15 protein-coding genes are annotated in these 14,729 nt (G+C 65.8%); 11 read left to right on the top strand and 4 right to left on the bottom strand.

The annotated features are described in order from the left end of the window. Window positions 1-150: 150 nt before the first annotated feature. Window positions 151-1,458 (top strand): MFS transporter, encoded by a 1,308-nt coding sequence (locus tag VHC04_RS16395; protein WP_325683203.1) that lies wholly within the window; start codon window positions 151-153, stop codon window positions 1,456-1,458. A 97-nt stretch (window positions 1,459-1,555) separates the two neighbouring features. On the opposite strand, the gene VHC04_RS16400 is transcribed toward VHC04_RS16395, so the two are convergent. Then, window positions 1,556-2,404 carry an alpha/beta fold hydrolase gene (locus VHC04_RS16400; protein ID WP_325683205.1) on the bottom strand — a complete coding sequence of 283 codons (849 nt, stop codon included), beginning with the start codon at window positions 2,402-2,404 and terminating at the stop codon, window positions 1,556-1,558. Between the two features lie 68 nt (window positions 2,405-2,472). Here VHC04_RS16400 and VHC04_RS16405 point away from each other — a divergent pair, with 68 nt between their 5' ends. The 5 genes from VHC04_RS16405 to VHC04_RS16425 all read left to right on the top strand — a co-directional run bounded on the left by VHC04_RS16405 (window position 2,473) and on the right by VHC04_RS16425 (window position 6,137). Beyond that, on the top strand, window positions 2,473-3,330 hold the full coding sequence (locus VHC04_RS16405) for an isocitrate lyase/PEP mutase family protein (protein WP_325683207.1): 858 nt from the start codon (window positions 2,473-2,475) through the stop codon (window positions 3,328-3,330). A gap of 22 nt (window positions 3,331-3,352) precedes the next feature. Next, entirely contained in the window at window positions 3,353-4,186 is an 834-nt protein-coding gene (locus tag VHC04_RS16410; RefSeq protein WP_325683209.1) for a shikimate dehydrogenase, read from the top strand. Next, entirely contained in the window at window positions 4,183-4,770 is a 588-nt protein-coding gene (coaE, locus tag VHC04_RS16415) for a dephospho-CoA kinase (protein ID WP_325683211.1), read from the top strand. Before VHC04_RS16410 ends, coaE begins: the two co-directional genes overlap by 4 nt. A gap of 225 nt (window positions 4,771-4,995) precedes the next feature. Next, window positions 4,996-5,769: a class I SAM-dependent methyltransferase gene (locus VHC04_RS16420; protein WP_325683213.1), complete on the top strand. Its 774-nt coding sequence runs from the start codon at window positions 4,996-4,998 to the stop codon at window positions 5,767-5,769. Next, window positions 5,760-6,137, top strand: coding sequence for a hypothetical protein (locus VHC04_RS16425; protein WP_325683215.1), 378 nt, complete (start codon window positions 5,760-5,762; stop codon window positions 6,135-6,137). Before VHC04_RS16420 ends, VHC04_RS16425 begins: the two co-directional genes overlap by 10 nt. Before the next feature lie 5 nt (window positions 6,138-6,142). On the opposite strand, the gene VHC04_RS16430 is transcribed toward VHC04_RS16425, so the two are convergent. After that, a complete protein-coding gene (locus tag VHC04_RS16430; protein ID WP_325683217.1) occupies window positions 6,143-6,895 on the bottom strand; it encodes an SDR family NAD(P)-dependent oxidoreductase in 753 nt (250 codons plus the stop codon). 247 nt (window positions 6,896-7,142) lie between these two features. Between VHC04_RS16430 and VHC04_RS16435 the strand changes: the two genes are divergently transcribed. Next, window positions 7,143-8,138: an LLM class flavin-dependent oxidoreductase gene (locus tag VHC04_RS16435; RefSeq protein WP_325683219.1), complete on the top strand. Its 996-nt coding sequence runs from the start codon at window positions 7,143-7,145 to the stop codon at window positions 8,136-8,138. 8 nt (window positions 8,139-8,146) lie between these two features. Here VHC04_RS16435 and VHC04_RS16440 read toward each other — a convergent pair whose 3' ends face one another. After that, window positions 8,147-9,157, bottom strand: coding sequence for a DUF2332 domain-containing protein (locus VHC04_RS16440; protein ID WP_325683221.1), 1,011 nt, complete (start codon window positions 9,155-9,157; stop codon window positions 8,147-8,149). A 358-nt stretch (window positions 9,158-9,515) separates the two neighbouring features. On the opposite strand from VHC04_RS16440, the gene VHC04_RS16445 reads away from it, so the two are divergent. Next, window positions 9,516-10,646 (top strand): branched-chain amino acid ABC transporter substrate-binding protein, encoded by a 1,131-nt coding sequence (locus tag VHC04_RS16445; RefSeq protein ID WP_325683223.1) that lies wholly within the window; start codon window positions 9,516-9,518, stop codon window positions 10,644-10,646. Between the two features lie 186 nt (window positions 10,647-10,832). Here the strand turns inward: VHC04_RS16445 and VHC04_RS16450 are convergent, their stop codons facing one another. Continuing rightward, the gene (locus VHC04_RS16450) at window positions 10,833-11,258 is read right to left on the bottom strand and encodes a DUF1810 domain-containing protein (RefSeq protein WP_325683225.1); all 426 of its coding nucleotides are present in this window, start codon (window positions 11,256-11,258) and stop codon (window positions 10,833-10,835) included. A gap of 123 nt (window positions 11,259-11,381) precedes the next feature. Between VHC04_RS16450 and VHC04_RS16455 the strand changes: the two genes are divergently transcribed. From VHC04_RS16455 to VHC04_RS16465, 3 genes are all read left to right on the top strand, one after another. Next, window positions 11,382-11,762, top strand: a complete 381-nt coding sequence (locus tag VHC04_RS16455) for a hypothetical protein (protein WP_325683227.1) — start codon at window positions 11,382-11,384, stop codon at window positions 11,760-11,762. A gap of 251 nt (window positions 11,763-12,013) precedes the next feature. Beyond that, complete coding sequence (locus VHC04_RS16460; protein ID WP_325683229.1) at window positions 12,014-13,423, top strand: MFS transporter; 1,410 nt, start codon at window positions 12,014-12,016, stop codon at window positions 13,421-13,423. Window positions 13,424-13,616: 193 nt separating this feature from the next. Continuing rightward, window positions 13,617-14,729, top strand: coding sequence for an ABC transporter substrate-binding protein (locus VHC04_RS16465; protein WP_325683230.1), 1,113 nt, complete (start codon window positions 13,617-13,619; stop codon window positions 14,727-14,729).

Here is a 14,729-nt window from a genome sequence, read left to right on the forward strand (position 1 = left end):
GCGCGCGCCCCCGGCATGAATTTCGTTGCCGTATCCGGCGCGACATGTACAGGCTGCCGGTAACCGTCGCGCGGTGCCCTCACCGTCGCGCGACGGTTGCCAAACGACAAGGGCCGGCCAGGGAGCCGAACCCGTAGGGAGAGTCATGCCATGGAGACCGACGTCGAAAAGACGGCGATGCGGAAGATCTATCTGCGCCTGCTGCCGTTCGCGTTCCTTGCCTACAGCCTGTGCTATGTCGATCGTATCAACGCGACCTTCGCGGCGCTGACCATGCGCACCGATCTGGGGCTGAGCGCGACCGCTTATGGTTTCGCTGTCGGCACGTTCTACTGGGGCTATTTCCTGTTCGAGGTCCCCAGCAACCTGATCATGGAGAAGGTCGGCGCGCGGCTGTGGATCGCGCGCATCATGATCTCCTGGGGCATCCTGGCCGGCATCACCGCCTTCGCGACCGGGCCGGTCAGCCTCACGGTCATCCGCTTCATGCTGGGCGTGGCCGAGGCTGGCTTCTTCCCCGGCATGATCCTGTATTTCACCTACTGGTTCCCCGCCCGCCATCACGCGCGGATCGTCTCCGGCCTGTTGTCGGGCTTCGTGATCGCGGTCGCCGGCGGTGCGCCGATCTCCACCGCGCTGATGAGCCTGGATGGGATGTTCGGTCTGCGCGGCTGGCAGATCATGTACATCGCCGAAGCGATCCCGACGGTGATCATGGGCTTCGTCACCCTGGCGGTGATGATCGACCGCCCAGAGCAGGCAAAATTCCTCACCGCCGCGGAAAAGACCTGGCTGATCGACAAGCTCGCTTCGGAACGCGCCGCGAAGGAGGCGGTGCGCACGTTCAATATCTGGCAGGGAATGTTCGACCGGAAGGTACTGCTGCTGTCGCTGAACTATTTCGGTATCGTCACTGCCAGCCTGGGCATGCTGTTTTTCATTCCGCAGATCATCAAGTCGCTGGGTGTGACCCATAACATGACGGTCGGCTGGCTGACGATGATCCCGTATATCTGCGGCGCGATCAGCATGGTGGTCTGGGGCCGCATCTCCGACCGGATGCATGAGCGGCGGTGGAACCTGCTGACCGCCTGCATCGTCTCCACCATCGGCCTGGTGATCGCCGGCATGACGATGGGCACGTGGTGGGCGATGGTCGGCATGTCGATCGCGGCAATCGGCTTCTATGGCTCCAAGGGACCGTTCTGGGCGATGCCGCCGATGTTCCTGACGGGTTCGGCCGCCGCCGCGTCATTGGCGTGGATCAACTCGATCGGCAATCTGGGCGGCTTCTTCGGCCCCTGGTATGTCGGCGTGATCAAGGACCTGACCGACTCTTATTCCGGCGGCCTGTATGGTCTCGGCCTGCTGGGCCTGATCGCGTCGATGATCGCCGCGTTCGGCCTGCAGATCGACGATGTCACCGCGCGCCGCACCGCGTCGGCGCGCGCCGGCTGAACCAACCCGAAGCGGCGGGCGGCCGGTTCCGTCCGCCGCCTTCCCCGGGGTGTCCTTCGCTCGCTGGCCCCGACCGGTTGGCGGGCGCCGAGGACGGTCATGACCGGAAGAATGCCAGCAACCGGTCCAACAGCACCGCGGGCTGCTCTTCCGGCATCCAGTGACCGCAATTTTCGACGATGCCACCGCGCACATCCGTGGCCATGCGGCGGAGCGAGTCCAGCACCTCCTCCCGCCGGCCCCAGGCGCGGTCGCCGCCCAGCGCCAGCACCGGCATCGGCAGCTTGAAGGACGCGGCGGTCGCGGCATTGTCGGCGATATCTGTCGGGATGGCCCGATAATAGGAAAACCCGGCCCGCAGTGCCCCCGGCTGGCGGTAAGTCCGTAAGTATTCGGCGGTTTCTTCCTCCGCCAGCGGCCGGGCGCCGTAGTTGCGGTAGAACCAGCCCAGATAGATGTCCTCCCGGCCGGCGATCAGCGCCTCGGGCAGGTCCAGTGTCTGATGCAGCGCATGGTGCCAGCGCCGCCCACCCTGGCTGATAGTCGGGCTGCCATCGCCGGGAATGGTCACGTCCAAAATTGCCAGCTTCCTCACCGCGCCCGGGTGGACCGCCGCGACGGCATAGGCGGTGGGACCGCCCCAGTCATGGCCCACCAGATAGAAAGCGTCGATACCCAGCACTTCGTGCACCAGCCGCCAGATATCGTGGCCGATCGTCTTCTTGTCGTACCCGCCGGCCGGCCGGGAGGAGTCGCCCAGCCCGCGCAGGTCCGGCGCGATCACGCGATACTGTTGCGCAAGGCCGGGGATGATGTGCCGCCATTCGAACCAGCTCTGCGGCCAGCCATGCAGCAGCACCACCGGGAAACCGTTGCCGGCCGTGACATAGTGCAGCCGCACATCGCCCAGCTCCGCGTGGTGATGCCGTATGCCCAGCTCTTCCATCCCGGCGCCTCCCTTTCCCGTTTTCCCTGACGCCCCTACCATGCCGCCTCATCACATCGGGGGAAACCATGCACTGGACCGACCGCCGCGAGCGTTACCGCACCGTCATTGCCGGCTCGGCCTGCATCCATCCCGGATCGGTCTACGACGCCATCTCGGCCCGCATCGCCGAGGAGCTGGGGTTCGAGGTCGGCATGTTCGCCGGCTCCATCGCGTCCTTCACCGTGCTCGGCGCGCCGGACCTGATCGTTCTGACCCTGACCGAATTCGCCCAGCAGGCCTACCGTATCAACCGTGCGGGCAAGCTGCCGCTGATGGTGGACGCCGACCACGGCTACGGCAACGCGCTGAACGTGATGCGCACCGTGCAGGAGCTGGAGACCGCCGGCGTGGCGGCCCTGATGATCGAGGACACGCTGCTGCCGCGCACCTTCGGGGAGAAGAAGCCGACGGTCATTCCGATCGATGAAGGCATCGGCAAGATGAAGGCGGCGCTGGCCGCGCGCGAGGACAAGGCACTGACCGTCATCGGCCGTACCAGCGCGCCGTCGATCACCGGCCTGGCGGACGGCATCAAGCGGCTGAAGGCATATCAGGATACCGGCGTCGACGCGCTGTTCATTGCCGGCGGCCTGACCCGCGCCGACCTGGATGCCATTGCCGCGGAGGTGAAAATCCCGCTGATGCTGGGCGGCGTGTCGGGTGACCTGCAGGACAGGGACTATCTTGCCTCGCGCGGCGTGCGCATCGCGCTGCAGGGGCACCAGCCGTTCTCGGCGGCGGTGAAGGCGACCTATGATACGTTGAAGGCGTTGCGGGAGGGTACGAGGCCATCGCAACTGACCGGCATCGCCTCGGCCGACATGATGGCCCGGGTGACGCGGGACGGCGACTACAAGAGCTGGACCGAGAAATTCCTGACCTGATCCGATCGGATATCAAAACGATATGACAATCCTTTCTGGCAAGGCCCGCCTGGCGGGCATCACCGGCTGGCCTGTCAGCCACTCCCGCTCACCGCGGCTGCACGGGTTCTGGCTGGAACGCCATGGAGTCGACGGCGCCTATGTTCCGCTGCCGATCCGGCCGGAGGACTGGACGGCGGCCGTCAAGGGGCTGCTGGCGGCGGGCTTCGCCGGCTGCAACGTAACGATCCCGCACAAGGTCGCCGCTTTCGAGATCTGTGACACGGTGGATGCCTCGGCGCGGCGTGCCGGCGCAGTCAATACGCTGGTATTCCACGAGGGCCGGATCACCGGCAGCAACACCGACGGGCTGGGGTTCCTGAACAATCTGCGCCAGCACGGCGTCGATCCGGCGGCCGGTCCGGCGCTGCTGCTGGGGGCGGGCGGATCGGCGCGGGCCATCGCGGCGGTGCTGCTGGACCTGGGCGTGAGCGTGACGGTGGCGAACCGGACCCGCGAAAAGGCCGACGCGCTGGCGGCCGACCTGCCGGGCCTGGCGGTGATCGACTGGAACCGCCGGCACGCGGCGGTGGCCGACAATGCGCTGGTGGTCAACACCACGCCGCTGGGCATGGGCGGGCAGGGTGATTTGCCGGTCGACTTGTCCGCCGGATCGCCCGCCGTTGCCGACATCGTCTATGTCCCGCTGGAAACACCGCTGCTGGCGGACGCCAGGGCACGCGGTCTGAGGACGGTGGGCGGCCTGGGCATGCTGCTGCACCAGGCGGTGCCGGGTTTCCAAGCCTGGTTCGGAGTAGAACCGGTGGTGGATGACGAGCTGTACCGTTTCGTCGCGGCGGACCTGTTGGCGGCATGAAGATCATCGGCCTGACCGGCGGCATCGGCATGGGCAAGTCCACCGCCGCCGCGGCGTTCCGCCGCGCCGGGATTCCGGTGTTCGATGCCGATCTGGCGGTGCACCGCATGCAGGCCAGGGGCGGGCGGGCGGTGAAGGCGATCGCGGCGGCGTTTCCGGGCTCCGTGAAGGACGGGGCGGTCGATCGCGCAGCGCTGCGAGCCATGGTGATCGAAGACCGTGCCGCCTTCCGCCGGCTGGAGCAGATTCTCCACCCGATGGTGGAGCAGGAGGAGCACGATTTCGTCGGCCGAGCGCGGCGGGCGGGGAAACGTGCGGTGGTGCTGGACGTGCCGCTGCTGTTCGAGGCGGGGTTCGACAAGCGGTGCGACATCGTCGTCGTTGTCTCGGCGCCGCTTGCCGTGCAGGTCCACCGCGTGTCGCTGCGCCGGAGAATGAGCCGCGCCGACGTGCTGGCCATTATCGCTCGGCAGATGCCGGACCGGGAGAAGCGGCGGCGGGCCGACGTGGTGATCCCGACCGGGCTGTCGCGCGCCCATACATTGCGCGCGCTGCGCCGCTTCATCCGGTCGGTGCTGGGATAGAGCGCGATCGCCTGAAGCCGGCGGTTGGAAGGCGTGTGAATCGCGCTGTTGGATCCATCATCCGCTCGACCAGACTGTTCAGAAACGAAAAGGTCGATTATGCCCTGTGCCATGGATGCCGACCGCTCCGCCGTTCCTTTCCATGATGACGAAAGGGGCTCGCGATGAGTCAGACTTTGTGCCGGCTGGTGTCATTGCGATCATGATAGAATTTGGACTGGGACCGTGACCGGTTCGTTGCCGCATGAAGCTGCCAGTGTCCAGCATCCTGCCTCGGCCGAGGAGATCGACGAGATCGCCTATGTGGCGGCGAACCCTGATGTCGCGGGATCGGGCTTGTCGCCACCCGAGCATTTCAGGCGGATAGGCCAAGGTGAGGGCCGGATTCAATACGCCAATGTCGCGATCATCGATCAGATGCGCCAGGAAAAGTTACGCCAGGTGACCTGGCGGCCAAGACGGTCCCCATTGAGCATGACGAGCCGCGGGGCATTGAACTTCATCCCGCCCGACATAGCGAGCCAATTCGGTATTCCAGAGGACGTCCCTGTCTCCGCCCACCCCTACAGCACCCGATTTGCTGAACTGGTTAGGAATAATCGAGACAAGCTGTTTCTGGATCTGGGGGCCGGGCTGCGTCACGTCTATTACGATAATGTTGTCAACGCGGATATTTACCCGTCCGCCAGCACGGACGTCATCTGCGTCGGGGAAGACCTGCCGTTCGCCGATGAGCTGTTCGACTTCATTTTTTGCTTCGCGGTCCAGGAGCATACGCTGCGCCCCTGGGATGTGGTTCGGGAGATGTGCCGGGTCCTGAAGGTCGGTGGCACCGTTTTTGTGGATTGGCCCTTTCTTCAGGGCATGCATGGCTATCCGCACCACTATTTCAATGCGACGCCGCGCGGGAACGAAAGTCTTCTCGAGCCGTACTGTGAGGTCGCGCCGGCGACGATAGAGCGGCATCACCACCCGGCTATCGCCGCGAATTGGATCTGACCGCGTGGAGCAATGGCTTGCCGGGCGATGTCGCGGACAGATTTCGCGCGCTTCGCGTGCAGGACCTTGTTTCAATGAGTCTGGAGGAGCAACTGGCCCAGGATTGGTGTGTCACGCTCGACGAACACCTGAAACGAGCGGTCGCCAGCGGCTCCCTGGTGACCGCCGTCAAGCGCGCGCCGATGGAACCTCTCGTGGCCGCCGGCGACGGTGCGATGGAACGGCTGACGGCAGAAACCGCGATGCTGCGAGACCGTATCGAGCAGCTTGAAAAATCCACCTCCTGGCGCATCACGGCGCCTGTACGGCACGTCGGGGCGCTGCTCAAGCGTCTCAGCCGGCTTCCCCGCATCATCGACATTCGATGACGCCGTCAATGAAATACCCGGCCGGCGTCGATCACCACGGTCTGGCCGGTCATCGTTTCGGTCCGGCACATGGTCACCACCATGTCGGCGCAGTCATCCTTGTCGGCCGCCTGCTTCAGCAGCGCGCCGGCGGCCGAATTCCTCACCTGCTCCTCACTGAGGTTGGCGGTGGCGCGCGTGCCTTCCAGCAAGCCGGGGGCGACGCAGTTCACCAGCGTCTCCGGCGCCAGCGCGACGGCCATGCAACGGGTCAGGTGGATCAGGCCCGCCTTTGAGACGGCATAGGCGATCGAGGAGCCCGTGGGTGTCAGACCGGCGACGGACGCGATGTTGACGATCCGCCCCCGCCCCTGCGCCTTCATCACCGGCGCCACCGCCTTGGTCAGACGCATCGGGCCGGTCAGGTTCACCGCCATGATCTTCTCCCAGACCTCCTCGGTCAGGTTGTCCAGGTCAGGAAAACGGATCGGCTTGTTGAAGGCGGCGTCATTGACCAGGATGTCCAGCCGGCCGAAGCGCTTCGTCACCTGATCGACCAGCGCGGTGACGGCGGCGGGATCGGTGATGTCGCAGCCGAAGGCGGCGGCGTTGACCTGGCAGGTGGAAGCCAGTTCGCGCGCCACGCCCTCGGCCTGCTCCCTGCTTTGCGCGTACATCACCGCGACATGGACGCCCTCACGCGCCAGCGCGTGGCAAATCCGCTGTCCGAGCCCGCCATTGCCGCCGGTGATCAGGGCGACGGCGCCTTTCAGGTCCATGCTGCGTCCTCCTTCGTTGCCGTATCGGCGACCGGTCCGACGGCGTGTCTGTTGGTTGGCGCGAGTGTGTCGCCGGTCATGGCGATCGGCAAGGCATGGCCGCCGACGGATGGGCGGCGCATCGCGGCAGCCGGCCTGCGCCAGCCAGCCTGACCGTAGCCTGAATGATGGACATTTGGCTGCCGGGCCAGCACCATCCGGCACATAATAAGCCGGTGCGGACAATGCACCCAAGCAGGAGGCGTTCATGCAGGTCGGGATTCTGCAATTCTTCGGCTGGCGCGACCGGTCCGTGCCGCTCAATTCCGTCTATGAGACCGCCCTGCAGCGCTTCGCCATCATGGATCAGGCCCAGTATGACTGTGTCTGGCTGGCGGAGCATCATTTCTCCAGCTTCTCCGTCTGCCCTTCGGTCCACATGATGGGCACGATGGCGGCCGCTCGGACCCGACGGCTGCGGATCGGCATGGCGGTATCGCTGGCGCCGTTCTACAACCCGCTGCGCCTGGCCGAGGAAGTCGCGCTGCTGGATGTGCTGTCCGGCGGCCGGGTAAACTGGGGCGCCGGACGGGGGTTCGAACGCAGCGAGTTCGTCGCCTTCGGCATTCCGGGCGAGGAAAGCGGGCCGCGCTTCCACGAAACCGTCGAGATCGTGATGAAGGCCTGGACGAACCAGCGGCTGACCCATCACGGCCGGTTCTTCCAGTACGAGGACGTGGAGGTGCTGCCAAAGCCGATGCAGGCGCCGCACCCGCCGGTGTGGACGGCGGCATCCTCCCTCACCGCGATCGAGTGGTCGGCTTCGCAGGGATATTCGATTTTGATGGATCCGCATTCGTCCTTCGACGACCTGGTGAAGAAGCGCCGGCACTATGCCGAGAAGCTGGCCGAGGCGGGGTTCAGCGATGCCGGCCGGGTCATCCCGATGGCCCGCCTGGTCGCGGTCGAGGATACGGACGAGAAGGCGCGCGCCGTCGCGAAGCGCGTCGCGGAATGGACGCTGGCGTCCTATATCGGCGCCCAGCACGGGGCGGTGCGGCTGGAGGAGCGGACATTCGGCGGCAAGGACCCGGTGGAGTTCTATCTGGACGACGTGATGATCCACGGCACGGCGGAGCGTGTGGCTGACCGGATCCTGTCGTTTGGGGACCGGATCGGCATGACCTATCTGATGGCCGCGCCGATGAGCGAGCGGTCGTTCCGGCTGTTGACCGAGAAGGTGCTGCCGAAGATCGCGGGATGAAATCTTCTTCAAGGGGACGCCTGGTCAGGCCGGCGCCGCGGTGCCGCCGATCCGGTGCCGCCGATCCATTGCATGGATCCGCCATGCGGATCGGTCCAGGCCATCGGTGTGCCGTTGACCGACAACAGGAACGATCCCGCCTCGGGCAGCGGCCCGGCGGCGGCGGCGATCCCAGGCAGCACCGAGGCTGCCTCATTGGCTATCCAATACGGAACGAGGCGCCGCACCCTGGCCGCGAACGCCTCGCGCCCGGCCTGTTCGGCAACATAGGCCAGCACCGCGGTATGGTAGACCACCAGCGTCGCGTCCGGCGGCGCCTGGGCGCACAACCGCTCCAGCGCATCCGTCAGCAGGTCACCCGGCATCACGACGGGGCCAACCGAGGCCGCGATCCGCAGCGCCGACCGCAGCCTCGCCAGCCGCTCGGTCTGCTCCGGCCACACCAGCGTTTCCAGCCAAGCGGCCTGCCGCGGATCGTCCGCCGGCACCGGCGCAAGGTCGAGACCGGCGCGCCATGCCACGACCGGCAACGCGGACGGCTTCGGAGTGGCCGCGTCTGTGCGGCAATCGAACACCGGCGCGTCCGCCTGGGCCGGCAGCAGGCGATGGCCGTCATAGTCGTAGCCGTAGAAATCCGGCAGCAGGCACAACCCGGCCGATGCACCGACCTCGATCAGCGCCAGCGGCTGCGGCAGCCGCCCGAGCACCGGCAGCAGCACCGCGCAGCGCGCGGGTTCATTGGTCTGCGTCGTACGGGTCAGCATGATCGACCGGACAGCTTCACCCTGATCCAGCACGGCACCGCGGAACGCCGGCCAGTCCCGCGCCGTGCCGGCCACATGCCGCACCGCCGCCAGCAGCAGGTTTGGCTGCCGGCGCGACGCAGGCAGGGTCTCGAGAAACGCCAGCACCGCCGGATCGTCGGCGATCGACAGGCAGATCATCTCATACAAGGGCGAGCGGCCATGCGCCTCCACCGTGGCGAAACGCCGGTAGCGGTCAGCGAGGGCGTTGGACATCGATACCTCCTGGCCGCGCGCCGGGCACGGCGATGGCGAGCGATCCGTCGCGCCGGAACGTGCATCCCGCGTTCGATACGCCTCGTGACGGATCAATCGGGGCGCCCATCCGATTGGCGGCCGAATCGCGGCGATATGCAAGCGCTGGCATGCCGGGCTCTCCGGCTGCCGCGCGACCGCCTCGGCCGCCCGGTCCTGTCGCATAATCTATTGATTATATAGGGTATTCTGTGCTGAAGGGCAGCCGGGGCAGCGTGATCGCGTGACGAAACAATGGATTCTGGCGCGACCGGCAACTCCAAGCTAGGGTCGGGACCGGTCCGCCAACACGGCGGTCGTGACAAGACGGGGATGCTCAATGCTCAAGACGCTCATGCCTCGGGGACTACGACTTGGCCTGCTGGGCGCGGCCGCCGCGGCCGCCCTGGCGTTCGGCACCACTGCGCCGGCCCGGGCGCAGATCCATATCGCGGTGGCCGGCCCGATCACCGGCGAATATGCCGCGTTCGGCACGCAGATGAAGGAAGGCGCCGAAATGGCGGTCGCCGACATCAACAAGGCCGGTGGATTGCTGGGCCAGAAACTGATCCTGGAGGTGGGCGATGATGCCTGCGACCCGAAGCAGGCCGTTTCCGTGGCCAACCAGTTCGCCTCGAAGGGCGTGAAGTTCGTCGCCGGCCATTTCTGTTCCGGCAGTTCGATCCCCGCCAGCAAGGTCTATTCCGAGGAAGGGATCCTGCAGATTTCCCCCGCCTCCACCAACCCGAAATTCACTGACGAAGGCAGCTGGAACACGTTCCGTGTCTGCGGCCGTGACGACCAGCAGGGCAAAGTGGCCGGTGAGTATCTGGCGAAGCACTACAAGGGCGAAAAGATCGCCATCCTGAACGACAACTCGGCCTACGGTAAGGGTCTGGCCGATGAGACGGCGAAGGCGCTGCACGCCGCCGGCGGCAAGGAAGTCATCTCGACGGCGTATACACCGGGTGAGAAGGATTATTCCGCGCTGGTCAGCAAGCTGAAGGAAGCGGGCGTGACGGTAATCTATGTCGGTGGCTACCATACCGAAGCCGGGTTGATCATCCGGCAGGCGAAGGAACAGGGGATGAAGGCGACGCTGGTCGGCGGCGATGCGCTGGTGACCAATGAATTCTGGCAGATCGCCGGTGATGCCGGAAACGGCACGCTGATGACCTTTCCGCCCGACCCGCGCCTGATGAAGACCGCCGCCGATGTGGTGAAGGAATTCAAGGCGAAGGGCATCGATCCCGAGGGGTACGTCCTGTATACCTATGGCGCGGTGCAGGTCTGGGCTGATGCGGTGAAGAAGGCCGGCTCCGCCGATCCGAAGAAAGTGGCGGCGGCGCTGAAGGCCGGCGGCAAATGGCCGTCGGTGCTGGGCCCGGTCAGCTTCGACAAGAAGGGCGACGTAACCGGTGCGGGTTATGTGTTCTTCGAATGGAAGAACGGTTCCTACGCCCAGATGTAACGAAACGGCTCGCCCCGGGTGGGCGATGCCATGGTCGATGCGGGGGGCGGCCCGGTCCGCTCCCATCCATGGCCGAGCGGCGTCGCGCCGCTCGGTTTTTTTGCGCATGAGACTGCACGCGGCGGCCGCCGAGAGGCTGGACAAGGCACCGGCTCTCGCCGGTACGGCGGCCTGATGGACGGGCGCTCATAGCCGGACCAGGGTCGCCTTGTCCGGTTCTCCGCCGTAATAGCGGTCCAGGGCCTGCTGGAATGCCGTCATCTCCGGCGCGACCGCCGCGAACAAGGTCATGCAGGAGCGGAATTTCGCTGCGTCCACCGTGCCGAAGATCGTCTGTGCCGACACGCCGCCGAGGCCGAGCACGATCTGAGTGCAGTGCAGCAGGCGGGGGGCCAGAACCGGGTGGGCAAGATAGGCCGCCGCCTCGGCGCGGGATGTGATGGCGTAGAAGCGGGCGGTGTCGCTGTGACCGAGGCCGGCTAGCTGCGGGAAGATGAACCACATCCAGTGGGTTGTCTTCCGTCCGGCCTGCAACTCCCGCTCGACCTGGTCGATGACCGGTGCCTGAGCCGACAGGAAGCGCTGCAGATTGTACGGGTCGTTTCCGGTCATCGGTCGAGCGCCCGGTCAGGACCCGCGGCACGGCGGCGGTTGAAACGATCCGGGCCGGATCGCCAGGCTTGATTGGCGGTTGCTCTCGTGCCTGTATCCGTGCTCACCATCCCGTGAGTTCCCATGCTGCGTCGTGCCCTTCTGCTGATCGTCCTTGCCGTTGCCGGCTGTGCCGGTGGTGGTCCGCGGACCTATTTCGTGAAGTTCCAGCCTTTTTCCGCCATTCCCGACGCCGACGGGCAGCAGGCGGTGCAGGCGGCGATCGCGTATGCCAAGGCTGATGCGCTGCGGCCGGTCATGGTCGACGGGTTCCATTATGGCCAATATCCCAACGAGGGCGACACCATGCGGGCAGACCGCGTCCGTGTCGTGGTGGACATGCTGGTGCAAGGCGGCATCGGCCGCGAGCGAATCCAGATCATGGGCGAGGGGATCGATTATGCGCAGGGTTCGCCAATGCCCTCCCTGCCGCCCGGCACTGTGCGCGTCGGCGTGGGTTTCTGACATCCGGCAAGATGACGCGCACCCTGGCGGACGCCACGATGCTTTGATCCGATGGCGGAAATTCGGGCCTTGCCGGGTGCCGGCCCGACTGCTGCTCCCCGAACGCTCAACCCGCCTCCCTGCCTGACCCGCACGCGCCGCACAAGGCTGTCCTGACCCGCGTTCAGCGCGTATGTGTGAAGTGTCAAGCCGGCGTATAGGCCGAAGGTTGCCGCGCACACCGCGCAAACCCGACGCGTGAAGGGAGAGAGATGTCCACAACGACCCTGACACCGGCCGAATCGGCCGCTGCCGCGATTCTGGCGCGGCTCGATCGCCTGCCGGCGACCCGCTACATCTGGACCCTGGTCGTATTGCTGTCCCTGGGCGGCATGTTCGAGTTCTACGACCTGTTCATGACCGGCTATGTTGTGCCGGGCCTCGTCAAGGGAGGCTTGTTGACGGGCATATCCGTCGGGATGTTCTCGGGGCCGGCGCTGTTTGTGGCCTCCACCTTCTTTGGCCTGTTCATCGGCACTTTCGTCTTTGGCTTCGTGGCCGACGCCTATGGACGGCGGTCGATCTTCACCTGGTCGATGCTGGCCTACTGCGCGGCCACGCTGATCATGGCGGTGCAGAGCACGGGCGTGGGCGTCTGCCTCTGGCGGATGATCGCCGGGATCGGCATCGGCGTGGAACTGGTGACGATCGACACCTATGTGGCTGAGCTGGTGCCGCGGACGCTGCGCGGGCGGGCCTTCGCCTTCAATCAATGCGTCCAGTTCTGCGTCGTGCCGGTCGTTGCCTTCATCTCCTACATGCTGGTGCCGATCGCGCCGCTGGGCTGGGACGGGTGGCGCTGGGTGGCGGCGATCGGCGCGCTGGGGGCGCTGGTCGTGTGGTTCCTGCGCCGGGCGATCCCGGAAAGCCCGCGCTGGCTGGTGACCCATGGCCGGCTGGCGGACGCCGAAGTGGCCACGGCCCGGATCGAGGCGCGGGTGCGGGCCGACCTGGGCGGCGCGGCGCTGCCGGAGCCGGGAGCCCATGCGGTGGATGATCTGCAGGCGAAAGGGAGGTTCGCCGAGATCTGGCACCCACCGTATCGCAGCCGCACCATCATGCTGATGGTGTTCCAGTTCTTCCAGACGTTCGGCTTCTATGGGTTCGCCGCCTGGGTGCCGACGCTGATCGCCAAGCAGACAGGCATCAATGTCGGCCAGAGCCTGATGTACTCTTTCATCATCGCATTGGCCAATCCGTTCGGCCCGCTGCTGGCCATGACGTTCGCCGACAAGTGGGAGCGCAAATGGCAGCTTGTGGGCGCGGCGATCTGCATCGGCGTGTTCGGCGTGATGTTCTCGCAGCAGCAGACGATGGAGATGCTGATCCTGTTCGGCGTGCTGATCACCCTGTCGAACAACATCCTGTCCTATTCGTTCCACAGCTATCAGACGGAATTGTTCCCGACGCGGGTGCGTGCCAGAGCGGTGGGCTTCACCTATGCGTTCAGCCGCATCAGCACCGTGTTCGCCAGCTTCATCATCGGCTGGTTCTTCGTCAACTTCCATGGCACCGTGGGCGTGTTCGGGCTGATCGCCTTCGCCATGCTGATGGTGGTGCTGTCGATCGGCATCTGGGGTCCGCGCACCAGCAACCGCTCTCTGGAGTCGATCTCGCACTGAACCGGGCGACGCCGGTGAAGCCCGGCGCTCGCCTATACATTTGACGTCCGGCAAGTCGGGCCGGCTGCCCTGCCAAGGGTCTACCGGGCCGACTTGCCGCGCGCGCCCGTGCCATCGTAGCGTCTTCACGGACAGGCGGCGGTCGCATCCGCTGCCCGGCCCGGGATGAACCCGGCCGCTAGAGGAGACGTCGATGACTCGATTCGTATTCGGCCGGACGGCCGTGCTGGTCGTATTCGGCCGGACGGCCGTGCTGGCCGCGTGCCTTATGCTGGGTGGCATGTTGGCCCGGCCCGCCCAGGCCGGTGATGCGGTGTGCGCTAGCCCGCGGCAGATGGACGGCTTCCGCACCTGCGCCGACGTTGCGAAGGCGGAAGCGGAAGGCTCCCTCGTGCTGTACTCGCCGGACCCCGAGGAAGGGTCGGCAAAGCTGCTGGAGGCGTTCCACAAGGCATTTCCAAAGATCTCCACCAACTTCATCCGCCTGCAAACCGGTGCGCTGTATCAGAAGCTGATGACGGAGCGCCGGGCGAAGGCGTTCCAGGTGGATGTCCTGCAGCTGACCGACATGGGCTACGTGCTGGATTTCCAGAAGCGGGGCGGCTACATGCAATATGTTTCACCCGAAATGGACGGCTTCAAGCCCGACAACATGAGCACGCCCAAGGGCTATTGGACGTGGTCGTCGTACATCATCGCCGGCCTTGCCTATAACCCGAAGCTGGTGAAGCCCGAGGACGCCCCGAAGTCCTGGAAGGATGCCCTGGAGCCGCGCTGGAAGGGCGTGATGAACGCCAAGACCGCGACCTCCGGCCTGCAGCATGTGACATGGTATGAATTGCGGAAGCTGTACGGCGATGCCTATTTCGACAAGCTGGCGGCGCTGCAGCCGCGCGCGTTTGATTCCTATGTGCAGCAATTCGACCGCATGATCAGCGGCCAGGACACGATCGCCTTCACGGCGCAGTATTCCGCTTATCTGCTGGCGAAGGCCAAGGGCGCGCCGGTGGAATTCGTCTTCCCGACCGAGGGATTGACGGCCACGCCCGGCGTGATCGGCCTCGTGGCCGAGGCGCCGCATCCGAATGCGGCGCAGCTGTTCATGGACTGGTTCCTGTCGCGCACCGGTCAGATCGCCTATGATACGATCATGTCGTTGAATTCGCCCCGCGCGGATGCGCCGCCGCCGCCCGGCGGCAAGCCGATCGAGCATGTGAAACTGCTTTATCCCTCGGATTGGCAGGACTTCCTGCAATCGCGACCGGCCTTTGCGCAGAGCTGGGCCACGGTAACCGGCACGCGCTGA

The sequence above is a fragment of the Rhodopila sp. genome (assembly GCF_035548095.1).
In the GTDB taxonomy this organism is placed as follows: Bacteria; Pseudomonadota; Alphaproteobacteria; order Acetobacterales; family Acetobacteraceae; genus Rhodopila.

Excerpts from the sequence above, each read along its gene's own strand:
- VHC04_RS16405 (WP_325683207.1), top strand. The coding sequence starts at position 2,473 with ATGCACTGGACCGACCGCCGCGAGCGTTACCGCACCGTCATTGCCGGC.
- VHC04_RS16450 (WP_325683225.1), bottom strand. The coding sequence starts at position 11,258 with ATGACCGGAAACGACCCGTACAATCTGCAGCGCTTCCTGTCGGCTCAG.
- VHC04_RS16435 (WP_325683219.1), top strand. The coding sequence starts at position 7,143 with ATGCAGGTCGGGATTCTGCAATTCTTCGGCTGGCGCGACCGGTCCGTG.
- coaE (WP_325683211.1), top strand. The coding sequence starts at position 4,183 with ATGAAGATCATCGGCCTGACCGGCGGCATCGGCATGGGCAAGTCCACC.
- VHC04_RS16445 (WP_325683223.1), top strand. The coding sequence starts at position 9,516 with ATGCTCAAGACGCTCATGCCTCGGGGACTACGACTTGGCCTGCTGGGC.
- VHC04_RS16410 (WP_325683209.1), top strand. The coding sequence starts at position 3,353 with ATGACAATCCTTTCTGGCAAGGCCCGCCTGGCGGGCATCACCGGCTGG.
- VHC04_RS16465 (WP_325683230.1), top strand. The coding sequence starts at position 13,617 with ATGACTCGATTCGTATTCGGCCGGACGGCCGTGCTGGTCGTATTCGGC.
- VHC04_RS16400 (WP_325683205.1), bottom strand. The coding sequence starts at position 2,404 with ATGGAAGAGCTGGGCATACGGCATCACCACGCGGAGCTGGGCGATGTG.
- VHC04_RS16395 (WP_325683203.1), top strand. The coding sequence starts at position 151 with ATGGAGACCGACGTCGAAAAGACGGCGATGCGGAAGATCTATCTGCGC.
- VHC04_RS16430 (WP_325683217.1), bottom strand. The coding sequence starts at position 6,895 with ATGGACCTGAAAGGCGCCGTCGCCCTGATCACCGGCGGCAATGGCGGG.
- VHC04_RS16455 (WP_325683227.1), top strand. The coding sequence starts at position 11,382 with ATGCTGCGTCGTGCCCTTCTGCTGATCGTCCTTGCCGTTGCCGGCTGT.
- VHC04_RS16440 (WP_325683221.1), bottom strand. The coding sequence starts at position 9,157 with ATGTCCAACGCCCTCGCTGACCGCTACCGGCGTTTCGCCACGGTGGAG.
- VHC04_RS16460 (WP_325683229.1), top strand. The coding sequence starts at position 12,014 with ATGTCCACAACGACCCTGACACCGGCCGAATCGGCCGCTGCCGCGATT.